This is a genomic window from Pseudoalteromonas rubra (assembly GCF_005886805.2).
In the GTDB taxonomy this organism is placed as follows: Bacteria; Pseudomonadota; Gammaproteobacteria; order Enterobacterales; family Alteromonadaceae; genus Pseudoalteromonas; species Pseudoalteromonas rubra_D.
Genome location: NZ_CP045429.1, coordinates 3,854,143 through 3,869,471 on the forward strand (window position 1 = coordinate 3,854,143; position 15,329 = coordinate 3,869,471).

General features: G+C 48.7%; 14 protein-coding genes. 3 read left to right on the forward strand and 11 right to left on the reverse strand.

The genetic code is table 11. The features are described from left to right. Positions 1–21: 21 nt before the first annotated feature. Positions 22–2,127, reverse strand: coding sequence for a TonB-dependent receptor plug domain-containing protein (locus tag CWC22_RS16500; RefSeq protein WP_138538692.1), 2,106 nt, complete (start codon positions 2,125–2,127; stop codon positions 22–24). A gap of 76 nt (positions 2,128–2,203) precedes the next feature. On the opposite strand from CWC22_RS16500, the gene CWC22_RS16505 reads away from it, so the two are divergent. Then, positions 2,204–2,590: a MerR family transcriptional regulator gene (locus tag CWC22_RS16505; protein WP_138538691.1), complete on the forward strand. Its 387-nt coding sequence runs from the start codon at positions 2,204–2,206 to the stop codon at positions 2,588–2,590. A 73-nt stretch (positions 2,591–2,663) separates the two neighbouring features. Further along, positions 2,664–3,848, forward strand: a complete 1,185-nt coding sequence (locus CWC22_RS16510; RefSeq protein WP_138538690.1) for an alpha/beta hydrolase family protein — start codon at positions 2,664–2,666, stop codon at positions 3,846–3,848. Positions 3,849–3,877: 29 nt separating this feature from the next. Here CWC22_RS16510 and CWC22_RS16515 read toward each other — a convergent pair whose 3' ends face one another. Both CWC22_RS16515 and CWC22_RS16520 read right to left on the reverse strand, forming a co-directional pair. Continuing rightward, complete coding sequence (locus CWC22_RS16515) at positions 3,878–4,669, reverse strand: substrate-binding periplasmic protein (protein ID WP_171045087.1); 792 nt, start codon at positions 4,667–4,669, stop codon at positions 3,878–3,880. 440 nt (positions 4,670–5,109) lie between these two features. Continuing rightward, entirely contained in the window at positions 5,110–6,297 is a 1,188-nt protein-coding gene (locus CWC22_RS16520; RefSeq protein ID WP_138538688.1) for an NAD(P)/FAD-dependent oxidoreductase, read from the reverse strand. Positions 6,298–6,669: 372 nt separating this feature from the next. On the opposite strand from CWC22_RS16520, the gene CWC22_RS16525 reads away from it, so the two are divergent. Then, a complete protein-coding gene (locus CWC22_RS16525) occupies positions 6,670–8,784 on the forward strand; it encodes a S8 family peptidase (protein ID WP_138538687.1) in 2,115 nt (704 codons plus the stop codon). 679 nt (positions 8,785–9,463) lie between these two features. Here the strand turns inward: CWC22_RS16525 and rpoS are convergent. The 8 genes from rpoS to ftsB all read right to left on the reverse strand — a co-directional run bounded on the left by rpoS (position 9,464) and on the right by ftsB (position 15,302). Further along, the gene (gene rpoS / locus CWC22_RS16530; protein ID WP_058797954.1) at positions 9,464–10,447 is read right to left on the reverse strand and encodes an RNA polymerase sigma factor RpoS; all 984 of its coding nucleotides are present in this window, start codon (positions 10,445–10,447) and stop codon (positions 9,464–9,466) included. Positions 10,448–10,502: 55 nt separating this feature from the next. Then, on the reverse strand, positions 10,503–11,327 hold the full coding sequence (locus CWC22_RS16535) for a peptidoglycan DD-metalloendopeptidase family protein (protein ID WP_138538686.1): 825 nt from the start codon (positions 11,325–11,327) through the stop codon (positions 10,503–10,505). 80 nt (positions 11,328–11,407) lie between these two features. After that, positions 11,408–12,046: a protein-L-isoaspartate(D-aspartate) O-methyltransferase gene (locus tag CWC22_RS16540; RefSeq protein WP_010383888.1), complete on the reverse strand. Its 639-nt coding sequence runs from the start codon at positions 12,044–12,046 to the stop codon at positions 11,408–11,410. A 5-nt stretch (positions 12,047–12,051) separates the two neighbouring features. Then, positions 12,052–12,801, reverse strand: coding sequence for a 5'/3'-nucleotidase SurE (gene surE / locus CWC22_RS16545; RefSeq protein WP_125560888.1), 750 nt, complete (start codon positions 12,799–12,801; stop codon positions 12,052–12,054). Further along, positions 12,782–13,846 (reverse strand): tRNA pseudouridine(13) synthase TruD, encoded by a 1,065-nt coding sequence (gene truD / locus CWC22_RS16550; protein WP_125560890.1) that lies wholly within the window; start codon positions 13,844–13,846, stop codon positions 12,782–12,784. Before truD ends, surE begins: the two co-directional genes overlap by 20 nt. A 1-nt stretch (position 13,847) precedes the next feature. Further along, positions 13,848–14,327 (reverse strand): 2-C-methyl-D-erythritol 2,4-cyclodiphosphate synthase, encoded by a 480-nt coding sequence (ispF, locus tag CWC22_RS16555; RefSeq protein ID WP_125560892.1) that lies wholly within the window; start codon positions 14,325–14,327, stop codon positions 13,848–13,850. Beyond that, on the reverse strand, positions 14,324–15,025 hold the full coding sequence (ispD, locus tag CWC22_RS16560) for a 2-C-methyl-D-erythritol 4-phosphate cytidylyltransferase (protein WP_138538685.1): 702 nt from the start codon (positions 15,023–15,025) through the stop codon (positions 14,324–14,326). Before ispD ends, ispF begins: the two co-directional genes overlap by 4 nt. After that, complete coding sequence (gene ftsB / locus CWC22_RS16565) at positions 15,018–15,302, reverse strand: cell division protein FtsB (RefSeq protein WP_010383879.1); 285 nt, start codon at positions 15,300–15,302, stop codon at positions 15,018–15,020. The genes ispD and ftsB overlap by 8 nt, the downstream gene beginning before the upstream one ends. Positions 15,303–15,329: the final 27 nt, after the last annotated feature.

Here is a 15,329-nt window from a genome sequence, read left to right on the forward strand (position 1 = left end):
CCGAACAGCTGCACCTGAGGGTTAATGGCCAAATTTAATGCGCACACCCGCATTCACAATAAAGCCATCGTTACGCGACCAGATATCCGTTGTCCACTGGCCACTGAGGGCCTGCTGCGGCAACAACAATGGATGCTCGTCGGTTTGCTTTACATCCAGCAGGTTCTCGAAGTTGATAAACCAGCTGTAACGCCCGGTGGTGATCTCCCCCATCAGGCCTAGATGCCAGTATGGATCAGACTCAGTGACATACGGGTTAGCATTGAGGCGCTGCGGCCCGGTGTAATAAGCTTCAAACCCGGCGCGGAAGTTGCCGTGCTGCTCCCACATGGCCACAAATCCGGCCGAGTGCTTAGGCGTCAGCGCAATCTCTGTGCGGGTCTGGCCATCCACGCTTTGGGTTGCATCAAGGTACAAATAACTGGCGGTCAGTTTTACGTCGCGCCAGTAATAACGCAGTAGTACTTCTGAACCACGGATCTGACTTTCGCCCAGTGCATTGATCAGGCGAACCTGAGTAGGCTGGGTACCATCTGTTGTCGGCACGACCTCCAGCTCAGTGACGTTATCCACATTTGAGCCAAACAGGGTCAGGCTGGTTTCAACCGAATCAAAGGTGTAGGTAAAGTCCAGCGAGGCGGTTTCGGCTTCCTCTGCCTGTAAATCACCTACCGGTGCTAAGCGCGATAAACCCGCGGCTTCGATGTCTTCCACAAACGGCGTTGGCGCAAAATAGCCCTGCGCATAGGAGCCGCGTACCGTCAGCTCACCCGGACGATACAACAAGGTGACCCGCGGGCTGAACTGAGTACCATATTCATTGTGGTCATCCACCCGTGCACTCACTGAGGCGGTCAGTGTATCGCTCAGCGTGTGATCCAGCTGCGCGAACAGGCCCGGCACCTCATAGCTGTAATCAAAGGTTGGAAACGTCTCAGACTCAAACACATCCGACTGATAGGCCATGCCCAGTAGCCAGTCGGTGGTGTCGTTGTACCCACTGACACTGGTTTCAAACAAATAACTCTCGTGCTTGTCTTCTTCCAGTATCAGACCAAAGCCATGCTCATGGTTTTGCACCATGGCCGATGAGCGCGCATGTAGCGTAAGCATGTCGGACATCGGCTGGCTATACACAAACCCACCATCCAGACGTTCTGAATCCTGCGTTTGTACATACGGATTGCCATCCGCCATGGTAAACCCAGCTTTAGTACCACCATTGCGCTGCTCGGTCATGGCTCCGGCAGTGACATACAGGGTTTCACCCTGCTCACCTTCCCAGAACAAACGCGGCCGTGCAGTGTAGCGCTCATACCCGGCCAAATCGAACCAGCCGTCGTTGTCTATGTCTTCAGACTTCTGATGGTGTGCACCCAGCGTCAGCGAGCCTTTCAGGTCATCAGTCAGCGGGCTTTCGATGTAAGACGTCAGATCCTGGCCATCGCGTGTGGTTAGGTTCAGTAGCACCTCGCCCTTGAACTCGTCGCCTGGCTTGCGGGAAATAAGGTTGATCACCCCACCCAGCGCCGAGCCACCATATAAGGATGACGCCGAGCCTTTGATGATCTCAACCCGGCCCAGATCTGTTGGCGGAATTTGTAACAGGCCAATCGACGCAGCCTGATTACCATACAGCGGCAGACCATCGGCCAGCAGCTGAGTATAACGACCATACAAACCCTGCAATCGGATATTGGCACTGCCCAGCGCTGGCGAGGTGGTTTGCATGCGCACGCCACCGGTTTCGGCTACCAGCATAGAAATATTGCCCGGTCGCATCGCCGCCTTTTCTTCGATTTCTTCGCGGTTGATCAGCTCCACCCGCACCGGCTGCTCATCGGCAATCCGGCCAGAGCGCGTTGCCTGGATGACGATTTTTTCCATCTCATGACCGTGGCCGTGTTCATCATGGTGCTCACCTTCAGCGTGCGCATCCTGGCCCCCGTCTTCATGCTGTTCTTCAGCATGGGATTCATGTTCATGGTGCTCAGGCCCTGGCGAAACCAGCGCAGTACTCACAGCAGTGGCCAGCGGAATCAGCGGCGCCGCAACACTCACCGACATCCCCAGAGATAAACAACTTAATGACAAAACCAAACCAGTAGAGCGAAACGTATCAGACATAACTATTTACTTGACCCTCAGGACAGGAATAAATGATACTGCCGATGCTAAAGGTTACAGCGACTGGAAGGTCAATATGAAAATCAGCGAACTTGCGACGAAATCCCAGATAAATGCGAAAACCATCCGCTATTATGAGCAAGTTGGTTTAATCAGCGCACCACAACGCACCAGCAACGGCTACCGCCACTACCAACCGGCAGACGTAGACACCCTGATCTTTATCCGCCGCTGCCGCGAGCTCAACATCCCGCTGGACGACATCAAACGCCTGGTAGAAGTACAAGCCGACCCCAACGCCTCCTGCGCCGTGGTCGATAAAATCATCGCCGAACAACTCGCCCAAGTACAGCGCGCCCAGCGCGAACTCGCTTTGCTAGAGCAATCCCTGCAAACCCTCGCCTCATGCAGCGCCGAGCAGGTAGACCAGTGCACCATTTTGCACAAGTTGAAGGCGCCATAAGTAGCTGAAATATGAATAAAAGAGTTGTAACCTCACGCAATACAAACCAGATAAAAATAACAAAGCGCCATAGATGCCACGACTATCGATTTACCTGCTATTCAGCCTGTTTAGCCTGCTAACTACACAGCCACTATTTTCACAGCTCAGCATTGACCACACTTTAAATAGACTTATCCTGCCGTTGGAGCAATCGGTTGGCACGCATTACATGCATTTTAAGGACTTAAATCGTCCCGGCCACAGGACACAACCCGACACGCCCAGACAACTTGGTGTACGATTTTTTTATCCCACCAAACTAAGCGCCAGCACCCAGAGATTACCGCTGTTGAGTAATCAGTTTTCGCGCTCGCACAGGCTGATTTATGATACAGATGCAGATATGACACATATCGCTTCGCTGAGCTCAATGACATGGAACATTGCCGCAGAGAGTGAAATACATCTGTCACACAACGCTTTACCCCTGATCATTTTTTCCCACGGTTATTATCTAAATCCCGAGTTGTTTACCATCATGGCTGCACATATCGCCAGCCAGGGATACCTGGTCGCTTCCATCAATCACAGCTTTGGCTCGGATCATTATCAGCCGCCCAATTCAAAAGCGTTAAAAACGATAGAGCTGCCGTCAGATGATCTGGGCATTGATTTACCCATGTGGTCTGCAGATCAGCGGTTTGTACTGGCTAAAATAAAACAAATGGATCAAGACCCGCAGAGCCCCTTGTTCAATGCACTCAATGGTCAGGTAGGTATTCTGGGTCATTCTTACGGCGGTGCTGCGGCATTTTATACCGCTGCAAAAACACCCGAAGTAACCGCTATTGTTAATATGGATGGCACTGTATTTGGCTGGCAAGATTTCACCGTAACACAACCTTTTATGTATGTGCAGGCAGACGAAGAATACTTCAGCGAAATCTTTCTCAACGTACACCATAAGGGCTATTTAGCGCTGTTTGAATCGCTCAATCACGTCAGTTTTTCTGACATTGTGGTCCTCAAAGACTGGCTGAAAAACGGGCTGAAAGATTCGCCTCAAGTTAACGCTATCCTGGACGTCGCGAGGCTAAATGCCGCTTTTTTTGAGCACCACTTTAATCACATCGAAGCCGCATTTGTGCCAGCTATCAAAAGCAAAACCCCATTTTCCTTCAAACTCTCTGACTGCAACCCCAAACATAATGACTCAGCAACGCCATTGCGCTGCCTGATACATCGAATTAAGCACTGGACACAACAATTATTTTAATTTGAAAGGGAAAACAAACAGGTTAATGTCTAGCCCGTCGGGGGCGTTTTATTAACCTTTTCACGTACCACAGCGTCAATCATACTGGTTATGGTGCCATCACTTACCATGCCAGCAAGCATACGTTCGATCTCCTTATGCCGCTCGAGCAGCTTGGACGCACGCGATACAGCCAGATAACCTTGTGTGCCTTTAAAGTAAAATGAAGCCTTGTGGATATATTGGCTTAGATTGTGGGTTTTTAAATAATGATCAGAGCGCACATCCACACTCAGCGCTGCATCAATGCGCTTTTTCATCAGCAGGCTAAACAGCTTGTCTGTGTCTACCGCTGCGAATTTTGTGAAACGGGTGTCTGCATCGAATTGGGGGTCATTTTTATGGCCCAGTGTCACGCCGAGAATATAGCGCTCGAGATCCTGATAGGCGTTGATGCTAACCTCGCTCCCCTTCAGGGTATAGAACACTTTATTCGCAGTGTAATAACTAGGTTCCAGATATTGCATATAGACTTCACGGTCTTTGAACTTTTGCAAAGAGCCCAGAATATCCAGCTCGCCGCTCTCCATCATTCGCAGACAACGCTTAAACGGGCAGCGAACCAGCTCAAGATCAAGATTAAGGGCATCTGCCAGATGTCGGACTATATCAACATCGATACCACTGATTTGTGTTTGCTCAACAATGACAAATGGTGGCCAGGGGTCTACGCCAAATCGCAGCGTTTTACTTTGAGCAACAGGAGAAAAAGCCGAACTCACTAAGAGCCATAAAAACCAGACGTTTACATTACAGTACGTCTTCAAAATGCGTTTTATCACGGACACCACACATTGTTATTCGTTACAAAATTCTGCATTCATACTCAGGCAGACAATCTCATCAGTGTTGCACAAATCGACAAGCAGCGTAAGTCAATCAAGTACGTTGGAGTGGAGTACCCGCAGATTTCACCATAAAAACCACTCAAACCGAGTTCTTGATATATTACTAGCAAAGATAAAGAGCTGATATCTAAGCGCAGAACACCAAGCTGCAAAATTCAGCTCGGGTACTAGACGACATTAAACGACAAATAAATTTCGCAACATTAGTGCCAGCCATCAACACAACAAGGGAGCCCTACTTGTTCCCGTCATGGCAACAACTCCTTTAAAGCCACTTGAGTTACAACATTACACTTTAAACCAGCTTGTCAGGTGTGCTGGTCAATACCTGTCACACCTGACAATCACTTCACCATTATTGTCTCTACACAAACCTAACACGCCTGTCCACATGCCCAACCGCAGCTCCAGGCGTATTGGAAGTTGTAGCCGCCGAGCCAGCCGGTGACGTCGGTGACTTCGCCGATAAAGTACAGGCCCGGGGCTTTTTTGGCTTCGAAGGTTTTGGAGCTGAGCTCGTCGGTGTCGACGCCCCCTAAGGTAACTTCGGCGGTGCGATAACCTTCAGTGCCGTTGGGTTTGATGTGCCAGTGGTGCAGAGCGTGGGCCAGCGTGTCGATTTCGCTGTGGCTGAGCTGGTTGGCATTTTTATCCGGAACGGTTTGCTCGCTGATCAAGACCTCGACAAAACGCTTAGGTAACACTGTACTAAGTATGTTTTTCAGAGACTTACTGCCTTGCTCCTGACGCCAGTCGTGCAATTGTGCCTGCATATCGGTCTCTGGTAGCAGGTTCACAATCACGCCCTGTCCGGCACGCCAGAACGAGGAGATTTGCAAAATCGCCGGGCCGGACAGGCCTCGGTGAGTAAACAGTAGGTTTTCTTTGAAGCTGGTGCCATCTTCACTTTGCGCAGTGCAAGGGAGGCTGACGCCTGCCAGCCCATCAAAACGGGCTTTGTCATGGTCATGCAGAGTAAACGGCACCAGTGCCGCCATGGTCGGCAGAACCTTAAGGCCAAACTGCTCAGCAATTTTATAGCCAATGGGGGTGGCACCCAGTTTAGGCATGGTCAGGCCGCCCGCAGCGACCACCAGAGACTGACAGCTAAATACTTGCTCAGAGGTCGTTACAATATATCCACCCGTGTCAGTGCGTTCGACCTTGATCACCTCATTGCGCAGGAATACTTCAACCCCGGCCCAGTCGCACTCTGTTAACAAAATATCGACTATGTCCTGAGCACTGTTATCACAAAAAAGCTGACCGAGCGTTTTATGGTGATAGGCCAGGCCGTGTCTGTCCACCAGCTCGATGAAATCATGCTGGGTGTAGCGGCTCAGGCAGGATTTCACAAAATGGGGATTGGCGCATAAATAGTTCTGTGGTGTGGCACCCTCATTAGTAAAATTGCAACGACCACCGCCGCTAATGAGTATTTTTCGACCGGCTTTTTTGCCCATATCAACCACCGCCACACTGCGGCCCCGATACCCAGCTTGTGCCGCGCACATCAGGCCAGCCGCGCCCGCGCCGATGATCACCACATCAAAGTTCAACATTGTATATTGTGTCCTGAAAAAGTTATGCAGGTATTGTATCAACTTATACCCAAGAGGTGGAGTAATGCGGTTATTTAGCAAACAAAGGCACATAATTTTATCACAACTAGTAATAAAATATTAACCATTTACAATCATTTACAATACTAACTAAATCATACCTCATCCTGTAACAAAGAATAATTATGCAATAAAAACAATGAACTATTGCAATAAACGAACTATCTAGCCATCCACTTATAACAAAAACAATAGTGTAAATAACAAAACAGCACTTTAAATACTTTAACCACTTCTTTACCTTCGATAACCATCTGCTTGCACACGCAAACAGAACAACAACAACAAGTAAGAAACTAGGGAATTCTAAGAATGACAACACGTAACCTAAAAATCGGCGCAGTTGCGCTGGCAATGACTGGCATGTTTGCCGCGACTAATGCAATGGCAAACAACTTTGAAGCACTCAACAACAGCGTTAGCATGGCGCAGTTGAGCCAGAAGATGGAAAGCCAGAACACAGCCGGTACTCAGTTCATCATCAAATATAAAGATAACAGCAGCCAGCTTATGTCTGTTGCCGGTGCAGATATGTCACCAGCAATGATGAACTCGCGCGCTCAAAGTTTCGTGAAGAACTTCAAAAGTAAGAAAAAATCTTCACTACAAACCAAGTACGTTCGTAAAATGGCATTGAGCAACCACCACGTAATGCGTGTTGACAAGAAACTAACTGCAGCTGAAGCACAAAGCCTGATGCAAGAAATGGCCGCTACTGGCAACATCGAATACATCGAAATCGATCAGATGCTACAGCCTTTCGCAACGCCTAACGATCCACGTTACTCTGATCAGTGGCACTACTTTGAAGCAAACGGTGGTATCAACGCACCTGCTGCTTGGGACAAAGCAACTGGTAGCGGCGTAGTTGTTGCTGTACTGGATACTGGTTACCGTCCGCACGCGGATCTGAGCGCTAACCTGCTACAAGGTTATGACATGATCTCAGATGTGTCTGTTGCTAACGATGGTGGCGGTCGTGATAGCGATGCACGTGACCCGGGTGACGCGGTTACACGTAACGAGTGTGGTTATACGCACAGTGCACGTGATTCAAGCTGGCACGGTACACACGTAGCAGGTACTGTGGCTGCAGTATCTAACAACGGTGAAGGTATTGCCGGTGTTGCTTACGACGCGAAAGTCGTACCAGTTCGTGTACTTGGTAAATGTGGTGGTCTGACTTCAGATATCGCTGACGCTATCATCTGGGCATCAGGTGGTTCAGTATCTGGCGTACCTGCAAACGCTAACCCAGCTGACGTAATTAACATGAGTTTAGGTGGCAGTGGTTCATGTAGCTCTACCACTCAAAATGCAATCAATACAGCGCGTGCAAACGGCACCACAATTGTTATTGCAGCAGGTAACGACAACGACAACTCTGCAAACTACAACCCAGGTAACTGTTCTGGTGTTATCAATGTTGCGTCTGTAGGTCGTAACGGTGGTCGCGCTTACTACTCAAACTACGGTTCAAACATTGATGTTGCAGCACCAGGTGGCGCACAAAGCTTTGCTAATGATCCAGAAGGTGTTCTGTCTACTTACAACTCAGGTAGCAACACGCCTTCAAGCGACAGCTATGCGTATTCACAAGGTACATCAATGGCGGCACCTCACGTAGCGGGTGTAGCGGCGCTTATCAAACAAGCTAAACCATCTGCAACGCCGGATGAAGTTGAAAGCATCCTGAAAAGCACAACTCGCAGCTTCCCTGCAACCTGTACTAGCTGTGGTACTGGTATCATCGATGCGTCAGCGGCGGTAGATGCAGCACTTGGCAACGACAATGGTACTGGTGGCAACGAGCTGGAAGACGGCGTAGCTAAAACTGGCCTGTCTGGCGGCGCAAGCAGCGAAACATTCTACACTTTTGACGTCACCAGTGGTGTGAGCAAAGTTACCTTCACTATGAGTGGCGGTACCGGTGATGCTGACTTGTACGTACGTGCAAACGCTAAGCCGACTCAGACAACTTACGACTGTCGTCCATACGAAGGTGGTAACAACGAAGTATGCACAATTGATAACCCATCTACTGGTACTTACCACGTAATGATGCGCGGTTACTCTGCATACAGCGGTGTTAGCCTGAAAGCTGAAACAGCTGGTGGTTCTACTGGTCCGGTTTCATTGACTGAGTCTAACCTGTCTGCAAGCACAGGTGGCTGGGTTCAGAAGTCACTAGACGTGCCTGCGGGTATGAGCAGCCTGACTGTAACCATCTCTGGTGGTACAGGCGACGCTGACCTGTTCGTTAAGCAAGGTAGTGCACCTACCAGCTCTAGCTATGACTGCCGTCCTTATAAAGGTGGTAATGCAGAGACGTGTACTTTCACTAACCCACAAGCGGGTACTTGGTACTTCGGTCTTAACGCTTACAGAACTTTCTCTGGCGTTACATTGAACGCACAGGCTCAATAAGCAACATTCCCCAGGCTTTATAATGAGGGCTAAACCTTAGGGTTTAGCCCTTTTTTTATGCCTTATGGTTGGGTGTTTGGAGCTGTTTACTCTGGTATGTTGGTGATTGCTGTATCGAGTGACAGTGTGGGGTATAGTTGGTGTGCAAGATCAGCAGCTGTGTAGCCTGTTAGTGGGTCCCGTATCAAGTACTGGATGACGTTCGTATCAAGTATGGGATGACGTTCGTAGCAAGTACTGGATGACGTTCGTATCAAGTATGGGATGACGTTCTTAGCAAGTACGGGATGACGTTCGTAGCAAGTACGGGGTGACGTTCGTACCGAGTAAAGGGTGACAGTCCAGGTCATGAAGTCGATGCTCAGACAGGTGTGTAGGGTGCTGTTACTGAAACCTGTAGCTATGGTATTCAGCATGAGTTAGGGGCGCCAGATAAGATTTGTGAGTATGAATTAGCCGCTTATGCAACAGACTACAGATATCAAAAAACCATCAATACGCAGCCCTTCTTAACCATAATAATCAATGGGTTATTAAAACAAAAGTAGAAAAAAGCAAAGGGATTTGGAAATGCGTGAGTCATTCGAACAACGGAATGACTCTACGATGTGTGCTCAGCAGCGCTTGACTAATTCAGCTAAACAAACGAGACAATAAAAAATATGCGCTGCGAGTGTGCTTACATTTGTTCAAACAAGCTGTCGGTGCTTAGCCCCTCGTGTTGTAAAATGTCTTTTAAGCGACGCAGTGCTTCTACCTGAATTTGACGTACGCGTTCACGTGTTAAACCAATCTCACGTCCTACATCTTCCAGTGTCGACGGCTCGTAACCCAGTAACCCAAAGCGACGTGCTAACACTTCTCTTTGTTTCGGGTTCAATTCACCTAACCAGTCGACAATATGACGATTGATGTCTTTGTTCTGCACTTCACTTTCAGGCTCGTAACCACGCTCGTCTGCAATAATGTCCAGCAAGGCCTTGTCATTATCACCGCCAATGGGTGTATCCACAGAGGTGATTTTCTCGTTCAAACGCAACATCTTACTGACATCTTCAACCGGTCTGTCGAGTGACTCTGCGATTTCCTCAGCGGTCGGCTCGTGATCCAGTTTTTGCGTCAGCTCACGTGCTGTACGAAGGTACACATTGAGCTCTTTGACTACGTGGATAGGTAAACGTATGGTGCGAGTCTGGTTCATGATGGCCCGTTCAATGGTCTGACGGATCCACCAGGTGGCGTAGGTAGAAAAGCGGAAACCACGCTCCGGATCGAACTTCTCAACAGCCCGGATAAGGCCTAAGTTTCCTTCTTCAATCAGGTCAAGCAGTGCCAGGCCCCGATTATTGTAACGGCGCGCAATTTTAACCACCAGGCGCAGGTTACTTTCGATCATGCGTTTGCGCGACGCCTCGCAGCCTTTCAAGGCTTTACGTGCGAAGTAAACTTCCTCTTCTGCACTGAGCAGTGGCGAAAAGCCAATCTCTCCCAGATACAACTGAGTTGCATCTAAATTCTTAACGCTGTCGTCCTTGGCGAAAAGGTCTTCATCATTCTCAATATCTTCCAGCAGCTCCGATTTGGGCTCCTCGACTGAGACATCTTCAAACTTCTCGTCCAACTCTGGATTTACTTTACTATTCAATTTTGCTGTTTGAGCCATAAGCATCCCCCCAAGCGAATAAGTGACAGTCTTCCATCATTACGTCGATAGGCTATTATTTAGGCAAATACCTACTAGGATTTACGGCTTGTCCGCGGTAACGGATCTCAAACCGCAACGCAACAGATGATGCGTCTGTATCTCCCATTTCGGCAATTTTTTGCCCGGCTTTAACTTGCTGCTGCTCTCTTACTAGCAATTTGGAATTGTGGGCGTACGCGCTAAGGTAATCATCTGTGTGTTTCAGAATGATCAAATTGCCGTATCCCCGTAATGCACTCCCTGCATATACAACAACGCCATTTGCCGCAGCCTTAACAGATGTTCCCTTTTTATTTGTTATCTGAATTCCCTTATAGCCGTTTTCTTTAACAGAAAAACGTCGGGTCACCTTACCAACTGCGGGCCAGCGCCATCGTACCTTATTATTTGACAACTGCTTGGTATGACTGGATTTTTCGCTGGCTTGCTTTTGAACATACTCTCGTTGCTTAGGTCGATCAAGCTCTTTTTTCGGTGAAATGTTATTTTTTTGTTTTTTATCGGTTAATTTTACGGTTTTTACCGACTGCTTTTTAGGCGCTTTATACTTCTTTTTCGGATATTCTAATAAGATGAGTTGACCGGGGAAAATGGTGTAGGGAGGCTTAATTTTATTGATTTTGGCAACAGTTCTAACATCCTTATTTGCACTAAAAGCAATAGCGAATAAGGTATCACCTTTTTTAACCTTATATTGATTATTCTTTATTTGAATTTTTTGTTTATAACTGGTCTTACCTTTAGAGAGATTCACAACCGGAGCGGGAGAATGTGGCGTCGTACATGCGGCCAGAAAATAGCACAATAGCAATAAAATATTGATGCGCGCCCGATTCATGCCTTGATTACTTTCCGCTTGTTAATTCGACCATCCACTTTAGCATACTCGTATGGATTTTCTCGCCTTTTTTGTGACTTCTAACTCAGCGCACCTGGGATCAGTGGTACAAAACGCACCTCTGCCAGTTTGTTTTCGATAAACTGCTGGCCTTTTCTTTGATACACAGTGAGTACCTGATATTGCTCGCCCACAGGAATAACCATCACACCGCCTTCCGAAAGCTGTTCTAACAACGCCTGCGGAACTTGGGCTGCCGCAGCGGTGACGATGATACCATCATAAGGGCCTTTCGACGCCCAGCCCTGCCAGCCATCCCCATGCTTCATGGCAACATTGTATAGATCCAGCATATGCAAACGACGTTTCGCCTGCCATTGCAGTGCTTTGATCCGCTCTATGCTGTACACCTCATCGAACAGCTGGGCCAGCACCGCGGTTTGATAGCCGGACCCTGTTCCAACCTCAAGCACTTTTTTGCGTACTCCAGCCTGGCGCAGTAACTCTGTCATTCTGGCAACCACTAGCGGCTGAGAAATAGTCTGGCCCTGACCGATAGGCAACGCCGTATTTTCATAAGATTTATGCTGCAATACGGCATCGACAAATAAGTGGCGAGGCGTGATCTCCAGACAATTCAATACCTCAGGGTCACTTATCCCATTACGACTCAGAGTAGTAACCAGCGCCTCGGCGCTGCGTTTGTAGTTTTTGAGCAATGTGCTTACTCCTGCTCAGCGATCCAGCTTGATAAAGGGTCCAGACTCTCATGCGCTGTCATGTCTACTTTCAGTGGGGTAATGGCGGCATATCCCTGCTTAATTGCATAAAAGTCGGTGCCTTCGCCCGCATCCAGCTCCTGGCCCAGTGAACCATACCAGTACACGTCACGGTTCCAGGGATCCAACTGCCGGGTCATGGTTTCAGCTTTGTGTCGTGCGCCCAGGCGAGTCACTTGCATGCCTTTGAGCTCAGACAGAGGAATATCCGGCACATTGATATTGATGATCTGATCTTTCGGCAATGGATGACTTTTCAGCGCTTTAATGAGTTTAACCGTGACAGCTGCGGCGGTTTCATAATGCGCTTCGCGCTTTGAACACAAAGACACAGCAATCGCAGGTAACCCCAAATGGCGACCTTCTGTCGCGGCAGCAACCGTACCTGAGTAAAGCGTATCGTCACCCAAATTCGCCCCATTGTTGATACCAGCAACCACCAGATCAGGGGCTTCTTCGAGCAACTGATTAACCCCCAGATGAACACAATCTGTGGGTGTCCCATTGACACTCACAAAGCCATTTTCAAGCGTGGTTGCCCGCAGTGGATTCATCAGTGTCAAAGAGTTACTCGCACCGCTGCAATTGCGGTCTGGCGCAATGACCACCACCTCGGCAATTTCGCACAAAGCGTGGTACAGTACTTCGATTCCTTTTGCATGTACTCCGTCATCATTACTGAGCAGGATCTTCATCTTGGTTGCTTCCTTTTTTATCATAATTGCGATGACTGACATCCTCATGATGCACCAGCTCTCGCAGTATTGCGGTGGCATAACACCCTTTCGGTAAATCAAAACTAAGCTGAATGGTCGTGGTGTCGAGTGTTTTCACCGTCAGGTTTTGTGGGATTACCTTTAACGCACGGCGCTCATTTTTAAGTCCCAAAGTGCCCAGTCCCTGCCACCAGTCGGCAAAGGGTTTGAGCCATTCTATTTCAAGTGCAGTCAAGCCTTTTTCGCCTTTACCCAGCAAAGGCGCTGACAACACAATATCGGCTTCAAGTAGCCGGACAATTAGCGCATCACTGATGTCTTCTTCAAAAAACGCATTACTGCCACTGAGCATGAAAACTTCACGGTGCCAGGTCTTTGCCAGGCCATGCTCAGCCACCCGTTTTGAAACCAGCTGATTAAAAATATGTGAGCGCGCGGCAGAGATAACCAAACCACGTAATTTTTTATCACGGATCCGCTCTCCCTCAAATAGCCTTTGTGCCATTTCCAGGTTGTAACCATCATGACCAAAACGCTGTTCACCAAAATAGTTCGGCACCCCCTGGCGTACGGCGTTTATCCGTGACAACAAATCTAACGGTTCACTGACATTACGTAACGTGATGGTAAAACGATTACCCTTATGGCACCCAGTGCGCAATTTTCGATTATGGCGCACTTGTTTCACCACAAACAGGCTGTCGCTGTTCAGCTCACTGAAATCCAAAGAGTGTTTGATTGGCACCGGGACACTGAACCACTGAGTACATACGCCGTGACGATCTTTTAGTCCGCCATAGCTAACATCTCTTGGCGCAACGCCTGCAAACTCGGCCAGCTTACGGGCAATAAAGGCCGTATTCTCACCTTTTTTTACCACCTGCAGGCAAACATGCTCCCCTTCTCCGGTAAATTCAATATCGAGGATTTCATCCACTATAAAGTCTTCAGGCTGAGACTTAAACTCAGCACGCGCTAACGGCTCCCCGTACAGGTAGTTGAGCGCGGATACACAGGTTTTCACGCTAAGCCACCTTAGTCAGTAATACAACGGCATGGCTGGAGATCCCTTCTTTACGCCCTTCAAAGCCCAGTTTTTCCGTGGTGGTGGCTTTCACATTGATCTGGCCAATATCGGCCTGGCAATCTGCCGCTAGGTTAGCGCGCATCGCATCAATGTGTGGGCGCATTTTTGGTGCCTGTGCGACGATAGTGACATCCAGATTGCCAAGCTGATAGCCCAGTTCGCTGACCTGCTCCATCACTCTGCGCAGCAAAATACGGCTGTCGATGTCTTCAAACTCAGCAGCCGTATCGGGAAAGTGTTTACCAATGTCGCCAAGCGCCAGCGCGCCAAGCAAAGCATCACACACAGCATGAATGGCCACATCACCGTCGGAGTGTGCGATAAACCCTTGCGTGTAGGGGATCTTCTCACCACAAATGGTTAGCGGGCCTTCACCACCGAACTTATGAACATCAAACCCGTGACCTATGCGTATCATAATGACCTCGCTTTGCTTTGCTGTGACATCAGAAAACTGGCCAGTGCATAGTCTTCTGGTGTGGTAATTTTAATGTTATCTGAGCGACCACTAACTAACCGAACAGGTTGTCCGGCCAGCTCAACGGCCGAGGCCTCATCGGTGATCTGTGCGTTATTTTGCTGCGCCTGTTGCAACGCATTGAGCAATTGATGATAAGGGAAAAACTGCGGTGTCAGCGCCTGCCATAATGTTGCTCGTGGCACTGTCTCTTCACTGTGGCTGGTACCACGTTTAATGGTGTCTTTGACCTTACTCGCCAAAATGCCACCTTCCTGATACGTCAGGCACTGCTCAATCAAGTTGGAGATATCGCTGACTTCCACCAGTGGCCGAGCAGCATCATGCACAAGCACCCAATCTGGCGGAGAATTTTGCATGGCTAATAAGGCATTGAGCACCGAGTCGGATCGCTCCTGCCCACCGGTTACCCGCCTGACAGTAAGGCCACTCAAGTCCAATTCATCAAAGTAGCCATCCGTTTCACTCACAGCCACATACAGTTTATTCAACTGTGGTACTTGAGCCAATTTACCAAGTGTGTGCTCAAGCACCGTTTTGTCGCCAATTTTCAGATATTGCTTGGGGTGGTTCAGTCCCATTCTGGCACCCACGCCAGCAGCAGGAACAACCGCTGCGATTGTAGTTGGTTTATTCATCGTGCTTCTTTGACAGTACGCGGATAAAGGTTTCGTTAGGTTTGATCATGCCGAGCTCATGGCGCGCTCGCTCCTCAACCCCTTCAAGTCCAAGCTTAAGATCTTCGATATCCGCTCTGAGTAATTTATTGCGTTTGGCCAGATCGGCATTGGCAGCCTGATGTTTGTCTACCGCCGTTTTGATACGCCTGAAGTCTTCAAGACCATTGTGCCCAAACCACAAGTTATATTGGGTATAGGCACACAGGCATAACAATGCAAGTTGGAAATATCGCATTCGGGCTACCTTAATTGCTTTACAGGA